Source organism: Comamonas sp. A23, from assembly GCF_004522605.1.
GTDB classification, from domain to species: domain Bacteria; phylum Pseudomonadota; class Gammaproteobacteria; order Burkholderiales; family Burkholderiaceae_C; genus Comamonas; species Comamonas thiooxydans.
Genome location: NZ_RSDT01000006.1, coordinates 211,500 through 229,658, shown reverse-complemented (window position 1 = coordinate 229,658; position 18,159 = coordinate 211,500). Strand labels below are relative to the sequence as shown.

The window sequence follows — 18,159 nt, the reverse complement described above, 5'->3', positions numbered from 1 at the left end:
CCTCTGGCTTTTTTGTGGCTGCATGGCACTAAGATCAGGGCATGACCCAAGCCGACCACAAGCTATCCACCCATCTGATCCATCATCCCTACAAGCCACCGACGGACTTCGAAGGCCCCCAGCTTGCCGTGCACAAGGCCTCGACTGTGTACTTCGAGAATGTGCAGGCCATGCGCGAGCGCCGCTGGCTTGACAAGAGCAGCTACACCTACGGTCTGCATGGCACGCCCACGACCTATGCCCTGGAAGAACGTCTGGCCTCGCTGGAAGGTGGTCTGCAATGCCTGCTGGTACCCAGCGGCCTGGCCGCGATTGCCACGGTGTCGCTGGCGCTGCTCAGGACGGGCGACGAGGTGCTGGTGCCCGATAACGTATACGGTCCCAACAAGACGCTGACCGAGGGCGAGCTGGCTCATTTTGGCATTCGCCATCAGTACTATGACCCCATGTGCGTCGAAGACCTGGTAGCCAAGATCACGCCGGCCACCAAGCTGGTCTGGCTGGAGGCTCCTGGCTCGGTAACCATGGAGTTCCCCGATCTTGTCGAGCAGGTGCGCCTGTGCCGGGCCAGGGGAGTGACCATGGTGCTGGACAACACCTGGGGCGCGGGTCTGGCTTTCCGTCCCTTCGACCTGCTGGGCGATGGCAGCCTGGGCGTCGATGTCACGGTCCATGCCCTGACCAAATACCCCAGCGGCGGCGGTGATGTGCTGATGGGCAGCATCATCACGCGCAACCAGCCCCTGCATATGCGCATCAAGCTCGCGCACATGCGCCTGGGCCTGGGCGTGAGCGGCAACGACGCCGAAGCCGTGCTGCGCAGCCTGCCCAGCATCGGCCTGCGCTATCACGCGCAGGATCGCTCGGCACGCCAGCTGGCGCAGTGGCTGGCTGCCCAGAGTGCCGTGGCGCAGGTGCTGCACCCCGCCATGCCTGATGCCCCGGGCCATGCTTGCTGGAAGCAGCTGTGCGGACAAGGGCAGGGCCAGGATGGCGTGGCCGCCGGTCTGTTCAGCGTGGTCATCGACGAGCGCTTCGACCAGGCGGCCGTCGATCGCTTCTGCGACAGCCTGCGCCTGTTCAAGCTGGGCTACAGCTGGGGCGGGCCCGTGAGTTTGGTCGTGCCCTATGAGCTGCCCGAGATGCGCAGCCGTGCCACACCCCACATCAAGGCGGGCACTGTGGTGCGCTTTGCCATCGGCCTTGAGGATACTAGCGATCTGCAGGCCGACCTGGCCCAGGCCCTGCTCAGGGCCTTTGGTTGAAGCTATTTAAATAGGAGCTGACAGCGCTTGTCGAGAAGCGATTTCAATGCTTTTATTGACTGAAGTTAATAAAGAATGGGCGCTATAAGCTCTTGTTTTCATAGTGAAAACGCGGAGGCCGGCATGCGGGCTTTCCGCAATGCAGATTCGAGGTTGAGCGGGTAACTTGTTCCTGTCAGCTGCCGCCACCGAGGCGCGGTACGGGCGACAAGGAGGGTCTCGCATGCAAGCTTCCCCTGTTTCCGAGGTCAAGGCCGAGTCCGGCAATCTGCAGATTCTGCAACTGCGCTGGAGCGAGCCCTGGCAATGGCTGCTGCTCGGCCTTAGCGATGTGCGGCGCGCACCAATGATTGCGCTGTTCTATGGCCTGTGTTTCTGGGGCATGGCACGTCTGATGGCCTGGGTGTTTCGCTCCAGCCCTGAATATCTGATGTCCATGGCCAGCGGCTGTCTGCTGGTAGGCCCCTTCCTGGCCATGGGCCTGTACTACGTCAGCAAGCAACTGGAGCAGGGCAAGCCCGTGCTGCTGTCGGAGTCGTTGACCTGCTGGGACAAGCATCTGGCCAGCATGGGCATGCTGGTCATGGTGCTGATGGTGCTGGAGATGCTCTGGGGGCGCGCCGCCATGGTGGTGTTCGCCATTTCGTTCGATACCGGCATGCCCAGTACGGCAACCCTGCTGCAGACCCTGCTGCGGCCCGAGAACTGGGAGTTCCTGCTGGGCTACACCGCGGTTGGCGGGATATTTGCTGCCTTGGTGTTTGCCAGCATGGTGGTTTCACTGCCCGCCATTCTTGATCTGGATACCGATGCCTTGACGGCCTGCATCACCAGCATGCGCGTGGTGGGTGCCAACACGGGTGTGATGCTGCTGTGGGGGCTGATCATCACCGTGTTGATCGCGGTCTCGCTGCTCTTCTACAGTGCAGGTCTGATCGTCATCGGGCCGCTGCTGGGTTGCACCAGCTGGCATGCTTATAAAGCCAGCGTCCGCGCCGAAAGCAAGGAGAACCCTGCTTAAGGTGCAATGAGGGGGGATGTCATGGAGTTCTGGAACTGGTTGAAAAAAATCTTCTCGCCTCAGTCCGGCGTGCCGGGGCGCAGCGCTGATTCGCAGCTGGCCTGGACTTCGGCAAGCAGTCGTGAAGACGGCAGCGACGTCTTCAACGACAGCTATTTTTGTGGCTCGGGCAGCGGCGAAGGTGTCTGCAGCTCGGACGGCGGCGACTCCGGCGGTGATGGCGGAGGCAGCGGCGACTGAGGCCGCGCGGCCGTCACTTATTTCAGCAATGGCCTGAGCTTGGGCCAGACATTGGCCAGCATCTGTGGCTGAGCCTGGGCATTGGGGTGAATGCGGTCGCTCTGAAACCATCGCTCGGCGTCCGGAGCATCGCCGATGCCCGACAGCAGAAACGGCACCAGCGGCAGCTTTTGCGCGTCGGCAATGCTCCTGAACATCTCGGCAAATTGCTCGGTATAGGCCGCACCATAGTTGGGCGGTACCTGCATGCCCACCAGCAGCACCTGGGCCCCAGCCTCCCTGGCAGCCTTGATCATGACTTCCAGATTCTGCTGAGTGCTCTGCAGCGCCAGGCCGCGCAATGCGTCGTTGCCGCCCAGCTCCAGAATCAGGATGCCCGGCTCATGCTGCCTGAGCAGCGATGCCAGGCGCGCTCTGCCGCCGGCCGTAGTCTCGCCGCTGATGCTGGCATTGACCACCTTGCGCGGATTCTTTTCGTCATTCATGCGCTGCTGCAGCAACTGCACCCAGCCCTTGCCGCGCGTCAGGCCGTATTCGGCGCTCAGAGAATCGCCAAGTACCAGCACCGGGCCGGGTTTCGCGCCGGGAGCGGCCTTGGCCGGCTCCTTGTTCCTGGCGGGCGATGAGGCCACTGCCGCACCGCAAGCCCCTGAAATGGCGAGCGACAGAGCAACAGCGATACAGTGACGGCGCTGCAGTGCAAAGTGCTGGTTGCGACTCTTGACGTTTTTGCTATCCAATTGATTCATGTCCACAACTCTTGCCATTCCTTTGATTGCCGTTGAGCAACTGTCCAAATCGGTGAGCGATTCCACAGGCGTGCTGGATATTTTGCGGGATATCAATCTGAGTTTCACGGCCGGCGAAACCGTTGCCATTGTGGGTGCCTCCGGCTCGGGTAAAAGCACTTTGCTGTCGATTCTGGCCGGCCTCGATACCCCCAGTCGCGGCACGGTCCGCTTGCTGGGCCAGGATCTGTTTGCACTCAGCGAGGACGACAGGGCAGCGGTGCGGGCACAGAAGATGGGCTTTGTCTTCCAGAGCTTTCAGTTGCTGGGCAATCTCACGGCGCTGGAAAACGTCATGCTGCCGCTGGAGCTGGCGGGTCAGCGCGATGCGAGAGCACGAGCTTCGCAGATGCTGGAGCGCGTGGGCCTGGGCCAGCGTCTCAATCACTATCCCAGGCTGATGTCGGGCGGCGAGCAGCAGCGCGTGGCCCTGGCGCGTGCTTTTGTGGTGGAGCCGGCCGTGCTGCTGGCCGACGAGCCCACCGGCAGTCTGGACTTCGCCACGGGCCAGACCATCATGGAGCTGATGTTTGCGCTCAACCGCGAGCGCGGCACGACTCTGATTCTGGTGACGCATGACCGCGAGATTGCGGCGCAATGTGATCGAAGCATCACCATAGAAGCCGGGCGCTCTGTCTGAAAAACCAAAAGGCCTGTGTGATCACAGGCCTTTTTGGGGATCTGGCGCTTATCAAATAAGCGCTTGCAGCTATCAAATCAGTAGATTCTGAGTTCAAGCCTCAGATGCGCGCAACTTCCAGCCCGGCCCTGCGCTCTGCGGCGCGGCAGGCGGCCGCGGTAAACAGCACGTCGGTCGAGGAATTGAGGGCTGTCTCGGTCGAATCCTGAATCACGCCGATCACATAGCCGACACCGACCACCTGCATGGCCACATCGTTGGGAATGTTGAACAGGCTGCAGGCCAGCGGAATCAGCAGCAGCGAGCCACCGGGTACGCCCGAGGCACCGCAGGCACAGACCGCAGAGACCACGCACAGCAGTATGGCCGTGGGAATGTCCACCGAGATATTGAGCGTATGGGCAGCGGCCAGTGTCAGCACGCTGATGGTGACGGCAGCGCCGGCCATATTGATGGTGGCGCCCAGCGGGATGGAGATGCTGTAGGTGTTCTCGTCGAGCCTGAGCTTCTGGGCCAAGGCCAGATTGACGGGAATGTTGGCTCCCGAGCTGCGCGTGAAGAAGGCGGTCACTGCGCTTTCGCGCAGGCAGGTCAGCACCAGCGGGTAGGGGTTGCGGCGAGTCTGTGTCCAGACAATGACTGGGTTGATCACCAATGCCACAAACACCATGCAGCCGACCAGCACGGCCAGCAGATGGGCGTAGTCCTTGAGTGCTTCCAGCCCGCCGGAGGAGAAGGTGGCGACCACCAGGCCGAAGATGCCGAAGGGGGCCAGGCGAATCACGCCTTGAATCACGCGGGTGATGGCATGGCCAAAGTCCTCCACCATGGTGCGGGTGGTGGGCGTGGCGTGGCGTAGTGCCAAGCCCAGCGCGATAGCCCAGGCCAGAATGCCGATGTAGTTGGCGTTCAGCAATGCATTGACGGGGTTGTCGAACAGGCTTTGGACGACGGTGCTCAGCACCTGGCTGATCTCGCCGGGCACGCTCTGGACTTTGGGCGCTTCACGAAAGTGAATCACCGAGGGAAAGAGCGCGCTGGCTGCAACGGCCACGCAGGCCGCCGCCAACGTGCCGATGACGTACAGCCAGAGCACAGGCTTGATTTGCGTTTCCTGGCCGGGGCGGTGGCTGCTGACGGCAGCCATGACCAGCAGCAGCACCAGAACCGGAGCGACAGCCTTGAGCGCGGCAATGAACAAGCTGCCCAACAGGGAAACCGACTGGGCGGCGGCCGGCCATAGCCAGGCCACCAGGCCGCCCAGAATCAGGGCAATCAGAATCTGCAGCACCAGGCTGCTGCGGTTGAACCAATCGAGCAAGGCGTTGAGCATGCTGGGTATTCGTTATGGGATGGGAGGGAGATACAAACACGTAAGCCTCCTCATGCCGGACATGAAGAGGCTATATGCGTGAATGCCGGGGCAGCAGGCTCAAGCCTGTTGCCAGTCGTTCTGGGCGGCAGTGGAGCTTCATGTGAAGACTCGCACTCGGAAAAAACCATGCTGGTACTGCTTGATGAACCGGTGCCTTGCCCGTTGGGGGCGCAGTGTAGCGGCAATGGAAAACCTCAGCTGTCAGCCCAGACATGGCCCTGCGAGTCTCAGGTCTGCCGTAAACGCCGGGATAATGTGGCCCCATGTCGTCCCCCAAAGTTCTTTTCGGCTTTCACGCCGTAGGCGTGCGTCTGAAGACCGCCCCCCAATCCATCATCGAAGTCTATTTCGAGGCTTCGCGCCGCGATGCGCGCATGCGCCAGTTTCTGGAGCGTGCCAAGGAAGCCGGGGTGCGTCTGATCGAGGCCGATGCCCTGCGCCTTGCCAAGCTCGCCGGCTCTCACGGCCATCAGGGCGTGGCTGCACGCGTGGAAGAAGTCAAGGACACGCGCACGCTCGACGAGCTGCTCGACGATCTGGAGGAGGAGGGGGTGAAGGCCCCGCTGCTGCTGGTGCTCGATGGTGTGACCGATCCGCACAACCTGGGGGCCTGCCTGCGTGTAGCCGACGGCGCCGGTGTGCATGCCGTGATCGCTCCCAAGGACCACGCGGCCGGCATCAACGCTACCGTGGCCAAGGTGGCCAGCGGCGCGGCCGAGACCGTGCCTTACTTCATGGTCACCAATCTGGCGCGCACGCTCAAGGAACTCAAGGAGCGCGGCATCTGGATCATCGGCACCAGCGGCGATGCCGACAAACATCTCTACCAGATGGATCTGACCGGACCGACGGCACTGGTGCTGGGGGCCGAGGGCGATGGCATGCGCCAGCTGACCCGCAAGACCTGCGATGCGCTGGTCAGTATTCCCATGCAGGGCGCGGTGGAGAGTCTGAATGTGTCCGTGGCCAGCGGTGTGTGTCTTTATGAGGCTTTGCGCCAGCGCCTGGCCGCAGCCGTTGCGATCAAGGCCTGAGCCGGCTTTCCCTGTATCTGAAGCAAGGCGTGGCTGCGAGAGCAGCCACGCCTTTTTTGCGGGCGGCCGAATCGTTCTCAGACGGCCGGCAGATCGGCTGGCGTCGTGAAGTCCGGATGCAGCATGCGCTGCACGGTGCGTGCCAGCTCGCCAATCTCCATGGGCTTGCTCAGCACCACGTAGCGGCATTCCTGGGCATGCGGCACTTCGGCCTCTTCGCTGCTGGTCATGAGGATGAGCGGAATGAGAACATGCTCCCGGGCCAGCTTTTCCTGCATTTTTGCGATGCTCAAGGCACCGGAAAACTCATCGGCGGCAATGATGAGATCCACCTTCATGCCGCTGTTGATATAGCGCAGCGCGACTTCGGGTAAATATGCGGTCACGACCTGATAACTAAGTCCGTAGAGTACCTGGGCCATGGCATTGCGCGTGGCCAGATCGGGCTCGATGAGCAAAATCGTTTCCTGCCGGCCCACTGGGGCCGATGCTTGCGGGCTCTGCGGCACGACCGGTTGTGCGCGCGGAAAGTACAGGCTCACGATGGTTCCCAGGCCTGGAGTGCTTTCCACTTCGATCAGGCCCTGGACATGGTCCATGAAGTTCTTGACCATGGGCAGGCCCAGGCCCGCGCCCTTGCCTTCGGGCTTGGTGGTGAAGAACATGTCGAAGATGCGGGCCTTGATCTCCTCACTCATGCCCATGCCGTTGTCGGCTACGCTGATCATTACGTAGTCACCCGCATGGCTGGTGCGCTTGAGCAGCACGTTCTCCGCTGTCAGCGTGATCTGACCGTGTTCTTCGGTGGCATCACGCGCATTGATGCAGAGATTGATCAGCGAGTTTTCGAAATACAGCTTGTCCACGCTGATGGGCCAGATGCTGGACGCCATATGCAGCTGCAGTTCAGCGTTCTGGCCTACGGCCTTGCTCAGCAGAGGCTCCAGATCCTGCACCAGTGCACGGGGGTCGGCGGCAGCCAGCTGCATGGATTTGCGACTGCTGAATCCCGTCAGATGCGATGCCAGGCTGCCTGCTTTCTGAATGGTGTTGAGTATCACATCCACATGTTCGAGCTGCTCGGGCTCGCCCAGCTGCTTCTCCAGCATGCCGGCATGCAGGCCGGTGATGAAAAGCAGGTTCTTCATGTCATGCGCGACACCGGCAGACAACTGGTTCACCATGCCCATTTTCTGGGCTTGGGCGAGGTAGGTTTCGGCCTGATCCAGCGCCTGCTGCTTGAGTCTCAGCTGGTGGCTCAGCGTGGTGATCTGGTCGCGCAGCTGATTCTCGGATTGCCGGACGCTGTCTATGCCCAGGTTGGCGCCGACCCAGTAGAGAATTCTGCCCTGCGCATTCTTGACGGGAGACAGCGACGAGAAAAACCAGTGGAACTGTCCGTCATGGCGCTTGATGCGCAGCCGGTATCCCGTCGGCTTTTCGGTGATCAGGGCGCGCGACAGCCCGGTGTTGACGGTCGCCAGATCGTCGGGATGCACGATATCAATCCATATGCCTTCGCGCAGGCTCAGGGGGCGTACTTCCCGGTAGGCGTATTCATGCAGGGCCCGGTTGAGCCAGGTCACCTCTCCATGGGGTGTTGCAATCCAGACCTGGTAGGGCAGGTGGTCCAGAAAGTCCTCAAAGCGGTTGACATGCCCCAGCCCGAGCTCGTCATCGGGCTCACGAAACGAGGTTTCGGTCGGCAATACATAGCATTGCACCGCTTCTGCCGCGCCATTGCCCTGAATCGGCGAAAAATGCCAGAGTCCGGGGTGATCGGGCAAGTTTGCAGTCGCTTCTAGGCCTGTCTCCACGCACTGCCTGATAGCCAGCCTGGCTGTTTCCAGAATCTCGCGCGCGGGAATGCCGGGTGCCTGGTGACTGGGCTGCAGAAGGCGCTGCAATGCAGGATTGGCAAAGCGCAGTTCCAATGTCGGGACATCAACAAGACCCCATGCCAATGCTGCAGGCGTCATGGCTTGCTGAAGTGCGAACAATTGGCCCGATTCGTTCATATGCTGGTGTGGTGCAATATCAGGCAAAGAAGAAGCTCCGCAGAGAAATTCAAGTATTCCACGTTGCAACTCGATTTTTGAGGTTATAGCCTTGGTTCAAGCACTTATTGACAATTCTTCGACGTCCTTGGGTGCGATTGCCTGCGTACGTCGCTGGCTGGGCGAGGCGCAGCGACTGGCCGTGCTGACCGGGGCAGGTGTCAGCGCCGAGTCGGGAGTGCCCACTTTCAGAGAGGATGCAAACGGGTATTGGTCCCAGTTCAAGCCCGAGGAAATGGCCAGCGAGTTGGGGTATCGCCGCGATCCGGCTCATGTCTGGCGCTGGTACGAGCACCGACGTGCGCTGGTTGCCAAGGTGACTCCCAATGAGGGGCACTTGGCGCTGGCGCGTTGGGCAAGGCAGCATCCGGGTCGAATGACACTCATCACGCAGAATGTGGATGGTCTGCACCAGCAGGCGGGCAGTGAAGGTGTGCTGAGCCTGCATGGGGAGCTGAGCAGGAATCGCTGGCTGAATCGCCGTTGTGCGTCCTGCGACATGGAGCAGGCTGTCCCGGGCGAGCCGCCTCATTGCGCCGCCTGCGGCAATTTGCTGCGGCCTGCCGTCGTGTGGTTTGGCGAGTCTCTGCCGAGCCAGACCTGGGCCAGGGCAGAGCAGGCGGCAGAGCAATGTCAGCTGATGCTGGTGATCGGCACGTCGGGCGCAGTCTACCCGGCAGCAGGTCTGGCCAAGATCGCACGGCGCAACCGGGCGCGCGTGGTCATCATCAACCCCCATGCCAGCGAGCTGGACTCGGTGGCCGACCAGATGATCGCCATGCCATCGGCACAGGTGCTGCCCTTGCTGCTGGCAAGTCCCGAGTAGGCCAGGATGGGATTGCTAGCGGCTGTCTCGGTGAGGAGACTGCTTTGGCAGTTGACGCTGATCTTCCGACCCCGGGGGCGGTACTGCGTTTACACCCAGCCCAGCGCACCCAGCGCCGCGCCGGCAGCCAGCAGCCACAGCAGATGAATGCGTGTGCGCCATACCAGCAATGTGCATGCAAGGCTCAGCAGCCATAGCTTCCAGTCCCTGCCAGGGTTGCCGCTGGCGCTGCCCAGCAGCCAGCCTGTCGCCAGCAGCAGACCAATCACGAGCGGAGCCATGCCTTGCTTGAAGGCGCGCACGCCGCGTTTGTCCCGGTTGCGCTGACCCCAGCGCGAGGCCTGCCAGGTCAGCAGCGAGCTGGGCAGCAAAATGCCCACCATGCATACGGCAACTCCGAGTGTTCCCAGTCCCCAGGCCGCCGGGCCGGTGCCGCCTCCTGCATTCAGACCCACGTTCCAGCCCAGCAGGGCGATGAACAACACATTGGGGCCGGGGGCGGCCTGGGCAATGGCGATGGAACTGGTGAACTGGGTTTCCGACAGCCAGCGATTGCCGTCGACCAGATAGCGGTGCATATCGGGCGCAGCGGTGATGGCTCCACCCACGGCCATCAGCGACAGCGTCAGGAAATAGGCAAACAGATGCAGCCAGTCCACGGTCTGCAGCTCGATCGTCAGCGTGCTCATGCCAGCCTCCGGTAGGTCAGCACGCAGCCTGTTGCGCCCACCAGCAGCAAGGCCCAGAACAGCGGCAGGCGCAGCACGGCCACCAGCACAAAGGCGGCGATGGCCAGCCCTGCGCAATACCACTTGCCCAGCGGGTGCTTGCGCAGCGTGCCAGCCAGCTTCAGGCCCATGCCCGCCACCAGCCCTGCCGCCACGGCGCCCATGCCGCGCAGGGCTCCGGCCACGGCCGGGTTGGCCGCAAACTGGGTATAGATCAGGGTGAGGCTGATGACCACCAGCATGGGAAACGTCAGCATTCCGCACAACCCCACGATGGCGCCGCGCCAGCCGAAGTAGCGTTCGCCCAGCATGATGGAAAGATTCACCACATTGGGGCCGGGCATGATCTGTGCCACGGCCCAATCCTCCATGAACTCCTCATTGCTCAGCCATTGGCGTTTTTCGACCAGTTCGCGCTGCACCACGGCCAGCACACCGCCAAAGCCCTGCAAGGCCAGAAAGGTCAGCGACCAGAACAGTTCGCTCAGATGGCGCGGGCGTGGCCGCTCGGCTTGCGGCAGTGAGGAAGGGGCGGGTGAGCTCATTGAAAGGGCCTCTGGGCCTCTGGAGAAAGTGATGGCGATCAGCCGTGGATGCTAATGCGGACGCCCCTGCCCGGATAGCTGCCAGCCATCTTCAGTAGAGAAGGGCGTATCGATCACTTTGATGGCTCCCGTTGCCGGATCGCGACGCCTGGCGCAGGTCAGAGGTCGCCCAGTATCTGTTCCAGATCTGCGTCGTCGGCATCGGCCTCCAGGCGCAGGCTGCCCTGTATGTGATCCAGATGGCTGAGCATCAGCTGTTCTGCCAGCTCGCCATTGCCCGCGACAATGGCATCGACCACGGCTTCGTGCTCGTCCACCAGACAGCAGGTGTTGACCGCCGATTCATACAGCGAGATCGTCAGGCAGGTCAGCGTGGACAGTTCACGCATGCTGCGCAGCAGCGCGGAGTTGCCGGCCAGTTCGGCAAGCAGTACATGAAATTCGCCGGACAGGCGAACCGTGGCTCGCTTGTCGGAATTGGCGCGAGCATCGCGCTCCTGCTTCAGATGAGCCTGCAGGCGACGGATCTTGCTGTTGTCCATGTTCAGAACGAGGCGACGCACAATGCCTGGCTCTATCAGCCGGCGCGCTTCGAAGACGTCCAGCGCCTGCTCGATGCTGGGCTTGGCAACAAAGGCTCCGCGCTGCGGGAACAGCTCCACCATCTGGTCGCGGGCCATGCGGGCAAGGACCTCGCGCACGCGAGCCCGGCTGGTGTTGAAGATATTGGCCAGCCTGTCTTCGCCGAGCTTGGTTCCCGGCAGCAGGCGGTGCTCATGGATGGCTGTGGCAATGCGGGCTGCCATTTCATCCACGGTAATTTCAGATCGAGATGTGTTGCTTCGATTGTTCACTTTTGTAGTGTGTTTTGTCGACATGCCGGTGAATTCTAGTGTCACGCGGCATGTCGGATTCGAACATCCCGATTGAGGTTATCCCGCAGAGTGTTCAGGGCAGCTGGCTCAATAGCTGGGTGAGCCCCGGGGGGAGGTTCTTGAAGTCCTTGCGCGGTGGTTTGGCAAAACTGCCTGCGCGTGCCGCAGCGGGAGCCAGCGAGACCAGGCTCTGCGCATGGTTGACGGCGCTGGAGACGCCATCGACGGCTGGCACCGGCAAACTCTGCTTGATGGAGCGTGCCAGGCCCGCCAGCGGGGCGCCGGCAATGATCAGTACATCGGCGCCATCTTCGCTGACCGCTGCTTCGCACAAGGCCTGCAGGCGTGCTGCATGGTCATCCTGCACACTTCCGATATCTCGCAGAGGCTCGTCCAGGCAGCGAATGCTGGCCAGCCGGTCTATGAGTCCGTTGCGCTCGACTATATCTCGGTACCAGGCGGTAATGCGCCTGGAGATGGCAATGATCGAGAAGCGTTTGCCCAGCATGCAGGCGCTCATGAGTGCGGACTCGGTCATGCCCAGCACGGGAATGTCCAGAGCCTCGCGCAGGCCTTCGAGGCCCGGATCGCCAAAGGCCGCCAGGATGACGGCGTCATGCTGGTGCGCATGTTCGGCGGCCAGCTCGGCCACGGCGTAGGCGGCAATCATGGCCTCGAAGCGCGTCTCGATATAGGCCACCCCCATGGGAGCGGTCAGCATGGTGATTTCCGTGTCTGGCGCGGCGGCCAGCCTGGCCTCTTTCTCGATGAGCGCGGTGACGCTCTCGGAGATATTGGGGTTGATGATGAGCAGTTTCATGGTGTGTTCGTGCTGAAGTTTCAGAAGCGGGCCTGGTGGCGCTTGGGCAGCAGTGTGGGCGCGCCGCGCTGCAGGAAGCGGCCGCTGCCGGCGCGGGCGTGGAATTGCTCGCCGTCCCAGACTACCTGTCCCGCAGACAGGGTGAGGCAGGGCCAGGCCTTGAGCTGCTGGCCTTCATAGGGCGTGTAGTCCACGTTGTGGTGCAGATCGCGGTTGCTGATGGCGCGTTCGCCTTCCTGCCAGACCACGAGGTCGGCATCGGCGCCGATGGCAATGCTGCCCTTGCGCGGATGCAGGCCGTAGACCTTGGCCGGGTTGGTGGAGGTCAGCTCCACGAAGCGGTTGAGTGTCATGCGGCCCGTCAGCACACCATGCGTGTAGAGCAGCGACAGGCGGGTCTCGATGCCAGGAATACCGTTGGGAATGTGACCAAAGGACACCTCCTCGCCATTGGGCTTCTTGCCTTCGGGTGAATCGTAGTTGAATGGCGCATGGTCCGAGGAGAACACGGTGAACAGGCCGTCGTTCAGCCCGTTCCAGATCACTTCCTGGTTGGCCTGATCGCGCGGCGGTGGGCTGCACACGCACTTGGCGCCCTGATAACTGTCATCTATGCCCAGATCCTCGGCGCTGAGGAACAGGTATTGCGGGCAGGTCTCGGCCATGATGTTCATGCCGTGGGAGCGGGCCCAGCGGATCTGCTCGACGGCCTCGCGGCCCGAGACATGGACGATGAGAATTGGCACATCGGCAAGCTCCGAGAGCGCGATGGCGCGGTGGGTGGCTTCGCGCTCCACCAGCATGGGACGAGAGACCGCGTGGTAGCGCGGAGCGGAGCGGCCGCTGGCTTCCAGGCGCTTGGTCAGCCACTGGATGCAGTCGGCGTTCTCGGCATGGATCATGGCGGTGGCGTCGTACTTGCGCGCCACGTCCAGCACGTCGAGGATCTGGCCGTCGTTGAGCTTCAGATCGTCATAGGTCATGTAGATCTTGAAGGAGGTATAGCCTTCGCGGATCAACTGGGGCAGTTCCTTCTCCAGAACTTCGGGGGTGGGGTCGCTGACGATCATGTGGAAACCGTAGTCCACGTGGGCTTTGCCGTCGGCGCGGCGGTGGTAGTCCTCCACGGCCGCGCGCAGCGACTGGCCCTTGGCCTGGGCCGCGAACGGAATCACGGTGGTGGTGCCGCCGCAGGCTGCGGCGCGCGTGCCGCTGTCGAAGTTGTCGGCCATGCGCACCGGCGGTTCCATGGGTTGGTCCAGGTGGCAGTGGGCGTCGATGCCACCGGGCGTGACCACGCGGCCGGCAGCGTCATATTCGCGGGCGCCGGCGGGCAGGTTGGCGCCCAGCTGGACTATCTTGCCGTCGCGAATGGCTATATCGGATTCAAAGATGTCGCTGGCGGTGGCAACGCGCGCATTGCGCACTACGAGATCAAATTCGCTGGATTTCATGCTGAATATCAGAGTTTCGGGGTGTCGGTAGGGTCTGCCGGTGCTCCGGACTTGCCCTGGTGTTGTGATGCGAGTTCGAGTTCGCGCGCCAACGCCTTGTGGCGGGCGGGCGTGGGTTTGGCATGGGCCTGGTTGCTCAGCGCGGGCAGCACGTAGTCATTGACCATGCGGCGGATGGCCAGCACGTTCCGGGATTCGCGCAGGCCGCCTTCGATGGGCAGCATGCTGGTCATGACCAGCACGGCATTGCGCTCGGGCAATACCACAATGAACTGGCCCTTGAAGCCCATGGCGTGGGTTTCGGGCTCGGTGGCGACGATGTCGTTGATCCACCAGTAATAGCCATACCATGGCGCCGAGGCGGGCGCGGTCATGGTCCGGACCCAGGCCTGGGAGACGATCTGCTTGCCGTCCCAGCGGCCGCCGGTCAGCACCAACTGGCCTAGCTTGGCCATGTCCACGGCGCGCAGGCGCAGTCCCCAGCCGGAGGAGAGCAGGCCTTTGTCGTCAGCCCGCTCCCAGGTGTAATGGCTCATGCCCATGGGCTTGAAGAGTCTCTCCTTCGCAAAGTCCTGCAGTGGCATACCGGCGTCGGCCCCCAGCGTGGCGCTGGCCAGGATGGGGTTGACGTCGGTGTAGTCGAAGGTCGTGCCGGGCGCTACCTTGGGCGTAGTTTCGGCCGCCAGCTTGAGACGGTCGGGGGCGCCGTAGTAGATGGGGTCGTCGGTGGGCTTGAAGTTATAGACCAGGCCCGTGGACATGGACAGCACATGCCGCAGTTCGATGGATTGCTTGTCGGAGAAGGCATCCTGGAGGTCGGGGCGGGCCTTGGTCAGGATGGGCGCCACTTTCTCGTCGAGCTTGCTGCGGCCCTCGTCCACCAGAACGCCGGCGGCCAGGGCCGTCACGTTCTTGGTGATGGAGTACAGCTCGTAGTTGTGGTTGCGCGTCAGGCCCTGGCTGTAGCGCTCATAGATCAGCTTGCCGTCCTTGACGACGAGAAAGCTGCGCACGTCGAGGTTTTCCTTGCGGATCATCTCGGACAACTGCACCAGAGGGCGCGAATCCACGCCTACGGACTCGGGGGCGGCAGCAGGGAAATCGGGACTCGCCTGGACGGCGACGGAGTTGCGGCTGGCTGGCGTGGCGGCATATGCGCTCAGGGTAGAGGCGATGGCCGTGGCGCAGGTCAGGGCCACGGCTCGGCGTGTGGGCAAGGGCATGGGGTTCTCCATCAAAGTGTCCAGGCGAGGCGGGGCGGTACTTAGACCGGGATCTTCTTGCTGTAGTCGATCATGATCGACGAGCAGACGAAGAGGCCTGCGCCCGCAGCAGCGAAGAGCATCATGGCCATGTCGTAGGAGCCGGTGGCCTGCACGATCAAGCCCACCAGAATAGGTACGCCGATGCCGGCGAAGTTGCCGCCCAGGTTCATGACGCCACCCAGGAAGCCGACGCGCTTGCGGGTGCCCAGAATGGAAGGAACGCACCAGAACAGACCGCACCAGCGCAGGAAGAACAGCGTTACCGACAGCAGGATCACGATGGTCACGGGGTCCTTGAAGCGGGCCACGTTGTAGATGGCGATGGTGGCGATGATCGAGGCGATACCGAACAGCGTGCGCAGCACCTTGGCTTGCGAAGCGCCCGCAGCCTTCCATTTGTCGGCAATCCAGCCGCCGACCATCTCACCGACGAAGCCGGAGAAGAACATGATGAACACGGCGCCACCCATCTGCTTGATGTCCATGCCATGCACCTTGGACAGGTAGGTGGGCATCCAGGTCAGCAGGCCGTAGAACAGCGCGTTGAAGCACATCCAGCCGAAGAACATGCCCCATACCGAGCGGTACTTGAAGAAGTCCATCACCTTGCCGCTGGCATGGGCGGGCTCGGCGGCGAGGTCGGCGGCATGTGCTTCCTCGATGAAGGCAGCTTCGGCTTCATTGACGCCGGCGTGCTCACGGGGATGGTTGCGGATATACCACCAGGCAAAGACACCCGCGATCATGGTGCCAACGCCCGCGACGACGAAGGACACGCGCCAGGAGTCGAAATGGGTCAGCAGGCCGGCGATGATCAGCGCACCCAGGGCGGCACCCAGAGGTGCGCCACCGTCCAGCAGTGTGGCGCCGCGGCCGCGTTCGTTCTGGGTCATCCAGATGCCGTTGAGCTTGCCGCCTGCAGGGTAGATGGGGGCCTCGGAAGCGCCCAGACCCAGACGGGTGATCAGCAGCGACACCCAGCCGGTGCAAGCTGCGGCGATGGCCTGGAAGAAGCCCCAACCCAGGGTGGAGCAGACGATGACCACGCGTGGGCCGAAACGGTCGGCCAGCATGCCGCCGGGAATCTGCATGAAGGCATAGGTCCAGAAGAAGGAACTCATCAGCAGGCCCTGAACGGCAGGGCTGAGATCGAACTCCTTGGCGATCATGGGCATGGCCACGGACAGCGATGCGCGGTCAATGTAATTGACCGCGATCAGGAAAAGCATCATCAGGAAGATCTTCCAGCGCACCTTGGTCGGCGCTGCCGCCGCCTGTGGCGCGGCAAGTGTGGTTGGGTTTTGCATCTCGGGTCTCGCTCCATCGGTTGGTTGATTGTTCGATGTGAGGTCGAAATCTAAATGTCGACAATGTTGTCAACAATATCGTAAACACCTATTTGGGAATTTTTCTCTGAAATATGCTGTGAGGCGAAAGGTGGTGACGAAGTGAAGATTTTCTTGTCGGATAACTTTGAATGATTGGATTTTGATTTATTGTCAACAATATTGTTGACGTTTGTTTGGGTGAGGTGAACAATGCCGGCCAACCGGTTTGCCGGTTGGCCATACAACGGAGACAAGCAAGATGACTGCAACTACGACATGCCTGGGCGTGCTCACGCCTTCTTCCAACACCGCGCTGGAGCCTCTGACCAGCGCGCTGGCTGCCAGTGCCGGCAACTGCTCGGCCCATTTTTCGCGCTTCACGGTGACTGAGATTTCGCTGGCCGAGGGGGCACTGAACCAGTTTGACGACAGCAAGATCCTGGCCGCAGCCGAGCTGCTGGCCGATGCCAAGGTGGACGTGATCGGCTGGAGCGGCACGGCCGCAGGATGGCGCGGCTTTGAGACCGATATGCGGCTGTGCGAGCGTATTACCGAGCGCACCGGCATCAAGGCCACGACGGCCATCCTGGCACTCAATGAGCTGATGGGAAAGCTCTCCGTGAAGAAGCTGGCCATCGTCAGCCCGTACACGGCGGACGTGCAGCAATGCATCGTCAACAACTACCGCGCCGCAGGCGTCGAGACCACGGCAGAGCGCCATCTGGACATCTCGGTCAACCACAGCTTTGCGCTGGTGGAGCCCGAGCAACTGCTGCAACTCATCGGCAACGTGATCGAAGAAGGCAAACCTGACGCCGTCGTGACTTACTGCACCAATTTGCGCGCTGCGCACCTGGCCGAAGAGGTGGAGCGCCGTTGGGGCGTGCCGCTGCTCGATACCGTGAGTACCACGGTCTGGGGCATGCTGCGCGCGGCCGGGCGTGATCCTTCCGCCGTCAAAGGCTGGGGCCGCCTGTTCGATATTGCATGATGAAGGCCTTAGAGGGCGACACTGACCGATTCATAAGGAGACAACCATCGTGAAACTGCTTCGCTATGGCAGCGCGGGTGCGGAGCGCCCGGGCGTGCTGGACGCCGACGGCGTGCTGCGTGATGCATCGGCCCTGGTGCCCGATTGGGGCCCGGGCCAGCTAGGTCCCGATGCGCTGGAGCGCATACGGCATACGGACTGGAGCCGTTTGCCCAGGGTTGACGGAACGCCACGCCTGGGTTGCCCCGTGGCACAGGTGGGCAAGCTGGTCTGTGCGGGTCTCAACTATGCTGACCACGCGGCCGAGGCCGGACTGCCAGCGCCGGCCGAACCCGTGCTGTTCATGAAGGCCGTGACGGCGATCTGCGGTCCGGGCGATGCGGTGCAGATTCCGCAGGGCGCGGACAAGGTCGACTGGGAGGTGGAGCTGGGCGTTGTCATCGGCAGCCGCGCGCGGCGCGTGACCGAGGCGCAGGCTCTGTCCCATGTGGCCGGTTATCTGTTGGCCAACGATGTGTCCGAGCGCGGCTGGCAATTGGAGCGTGGCGGCACCTGGACCAAGGGCAAGAGCCATGACACCTTTGCGCCGCTGGGCCCCTGGCTGGTGACGGCCGACGAAATTACCGATCCGCATCGCGTGGGCCTGTGGCTGGAAGTCAACGGCAAGCGCATGCAGAACGGCAGTACGGCCAACTTCATTTTCAGCCTGCCCACGCTCATTTCGTATATCAGCCAGTTCATGACGCTGGAGGCCGGCGATGTGATTCTCACCGGAACGCCTGCGGGCGTGGGTCTGGGGCAAAAGCCGCAGCCCGTCTTTCTCAAGCCCGGCGATGTGGTGCGGCTGGGTGCCGATGGGCTGGGCGAGCAGCGCCAGGTCTGCGTGGCAGTGAACTGACGCTGCTTT

At 62.4% G+C, this 18,159-nt stretch carries 18 protein-coding genes; 8 read left to right on the top strand and 10 right to left on the bottom strand.

Going from position 1 to position 18,159, the window contains the following annotated elements; translation table 11 throughout:
- The first annotated feature begins 41 nt into the window (after positions 1-41).
- From EIC84_RS15565 to EIC84_RS15555, 3 genes are all read left to right on the top strand, one after another.
- Positions 42-1,265: a PLP-dependent transferase gene (locus tag EIC84_RS15565; protein WP_003069477.1), complete on the top strand. Its 1,224-nt coding sequence runs from the start codon at positions 42-44 to the stop codon at positions 1,263-1,265.
- A 223-nt stretch (positions 1,266-1,488) separates the two neighbouring features.
- Positions 1,489-2,286, top strand: a complete 798-nt coding sequence (locus tag EIC84_RS15560; protein ID WP_003069476.1) for a DUF2189 domain-containing protein — start codon at positions 1,489-1,491, stop codon at positions 2,284-2,286.
- 21 nt (positions 2,287-2,307) lie between these two features.
- Positions 2,308-2,526: a hypothetical protein gene (locus tag EIC84_RS15555; RefSeq protein WP_034363096.1), complete on the top strand. Its 219-nt coding sequence runs from the start codon at positions 2,308-2,310 to the stop codon at positions 2,524-2,526.
- 17 nt (positions 2,527-2,543) lie between these two features.
- Here the strand turns inward: EIC84_RS15555 and EIC84_RS15550 are convergent, their stop codons facing one another.
- Positions 2,544-3,275, bottom strand: a complete 732-nt coding sequence (locus EIC84_RS15550) for an arylesterase (RefSeq protein ID WP_003069472.1) — start codon at positions 3,273-3,275, stop codon at positions 2,544-2,546.
- Between EIC84_RS15550 and EIC84_RS15545 the strand changes: the two genes are divergently transcribed.
- Complete coding sequence (locus EIC84_RS15545; protein WP_003069470.1) at positions 3,274-3,954, top strand: ABC transporter ATP-binding protein; 681 nt, start codon at positions 3,274-3,276, stop codon at positions 3,952-3,954. The genes EIC84_RS15550 and EIC84_RS15545 overlap by 2 nt on opposite strands.
- 100 nt (positions 3,955-4,054) lie before the next feature.
- Here the strand turns inward: EIC84_RS15545 and sstT are convergent, their stop codons facing one another.
- Positions 4,055-5,287 (bottom strand): serine/threonine transporter SstT, encoded by a 1,233-nt coding sequence (gene sstT / locus EIC84_RS15540; RefSeq protein WP_003069469.1) that lies wholly within the window; start codon positions 5,285-5,287, stop codon positions 4,055-4,057.
- A gap of 305 nt (positions 5,288-5,592) precedes the next feature.
- Here sstT and rlmB point away from each other — a divergent pair, with 305 nt between their 5' ends.
- Positions 5,593-6,363, top strand: coding sequence for a 23S rRNA (guanosine(2251)-2'-O)-methyltransferase RlmB (gene rlmB, locus EIC84_RS15535; protein WP_003069467.1), 771 nt, complete (start codon positions 5,593-5,595; stop codon positions 6,361-6,363).
- Between the two features lie 77 nt (positions 6,364-6,440).
- Here the strand turns inward: rlmB and EIC84_RS15530 are convergent, their stop codons facing one another.
- Complete coding sequence (locus tag EIC84_RS15530) at positions 6,441-8,381, bottom strand: hybrid sensor histidine kinase/response regulator (RefSeq protein ID WP_003069465.1); 1,941 nt, start codon at positions 8,379-8,381, stop codon at positions 6,441-6,443.
- A 91-nt stretch (positions 8,382-8,472) separates the two neighbouring features.
- On the opposite strand from EIC84_RS15530, the gene EIC84_RS15525 reads away from it, so the two are divergent.
- On the top strand, positions 8,473-9,246 hold the full coding sequence (locus EIC84_RS15525; protein ID WP_012838903.1) for an NAD-dependent deacylase: 774 nt from the start codon (positions 8,473-8,475) through the stop codon (positions 9,244-9,246).
- An 89-nt stretch (positions 9,247-9,335) separates the two neighbouring features.
- On the opposite strand, the gene EIC84_RS15520 is transcribed toward EIC84_RS15525, so the two are convergent.
- From EIC84_RS15520 to EIC84_RS15490, 7 genes are all read right to left on the bottom strand, one after another.
- Positions 9,336-9,935: a chromate transporter gene (locus EIC84_RS15520; protein ID WP_134737328.1), complete on the bottom strand. Its 600-nt coding sequence runs from the start codon at positions 9,933-9,935 to the stop codon at positions 9,336-9,338.
- Positions 9,932-10,519: a chromate transporter gene (locus tag EIC84_RS15515; RefSeq protein WP_003062711.1), complete on the bottom strand. Its 588-nt coding sequence runs from the start codon at positions 10,517-10,519 to the stop codon at positions 9,932-9,934. The genes EIC84_RS15520 and EIC84_RS15515 overlap by 4 nt, the downstream gene beginning before the upstream one ends.
- Before the next feature lie 158 nt (positions 10,520-10,677).
- Positions 10,678-11,325, bottom strand: coding sequence for a GntR family transcriptional regulator (locus tag EIC84_RS15510; RefSeq protein ID WP_003062712.1), 648 nt, complete (start codon positions 11,323-11,325; stop codon positions 10,678-10,680).
- Positions 11,326-11,467: 142 nt separating this feature from the next.
- Complete coding sequence (locus tag EIC84_RS15505) at positions 11,468-12,214, bottom strand: aspartate/glutamate racemase family protein (RefSeq protein WP_003062713.1); 747 nt, start codon at positions 12,212-12,214, stop codon at positions 11,468-11,470.
- A 20-nt stretch (positions 12,215-12,234) separates the two neighbouring features.
- Positions 12,235-13,668 carry a dihydropyrimidinase gene (gene hydA, locus EIC84_RS15500; protein WP_003062715.1) on the bottom strand — a complete coding sequence of 478 codons (1,434 nt, stop codon included), beginning with the start codon at positions 13,666-13,668 and terminating at the stop codon, positions 12,235-12,237.
- An 8-nt stretch (positions 13,669-13,676) separates the two neighbouring features.
- Positions 13,677-14,903, bottom strand: coding sequence for a serine hydrolase (locus tag EIC84_RS15495; protein WP_003062717.1), 1,227 nt, complete (start codon positions 14,901-14,903; stop codon positions 13,677-13,679).
- 29 nt (positions 14,904-14,932) lie between these two features.
- Positions 14,933-16,240, bottom strand: a complete 1,308-nt coding sequence (locus tag EIC84_RS15490) for an MFS transporter (RefSeq protein ID WP_003062719.1) — start codon at positions 16,238-16,240, stop codon at positions 14,933-14,935.
- Positions 16,241-16,520: 280 nt separating this feature from the next.
- On the opposite strand from EIC84_RS15490, the gene EIC84_RS15485 reads away from it, so the two are divergent.
- Together EIC84_RS15485 and EIC84_RS15480 are read left to right on the top strand one after the other, a co-directional pair.
- Positions 16,521-17,252 (top strand): aspartate/glutamate racemase family protein, encoded by a 732-nt coding sequence (locus EIC84_RS15485; protein ID WP_003062722.1) that lies wholly within the window; start codon positions 16,521-16,523, stop codon positions 17,250-17,252.
- A 49-nt stretch (positions 17,253-17,301) separates the two neighbouring features.
- A complete protein-coding gene (locus EIC84_RS15480) occupies positions 17,302-18,150 on the top strand; it encodes a fumarylacetoacetate hydrolase family protein (protein ID WP_003062724.1) in 849 nt (282 codons plus the stop codon).
- The last annotated feature ends 9 nt before the right edge of the window (positions 18,151-18,159 follow it).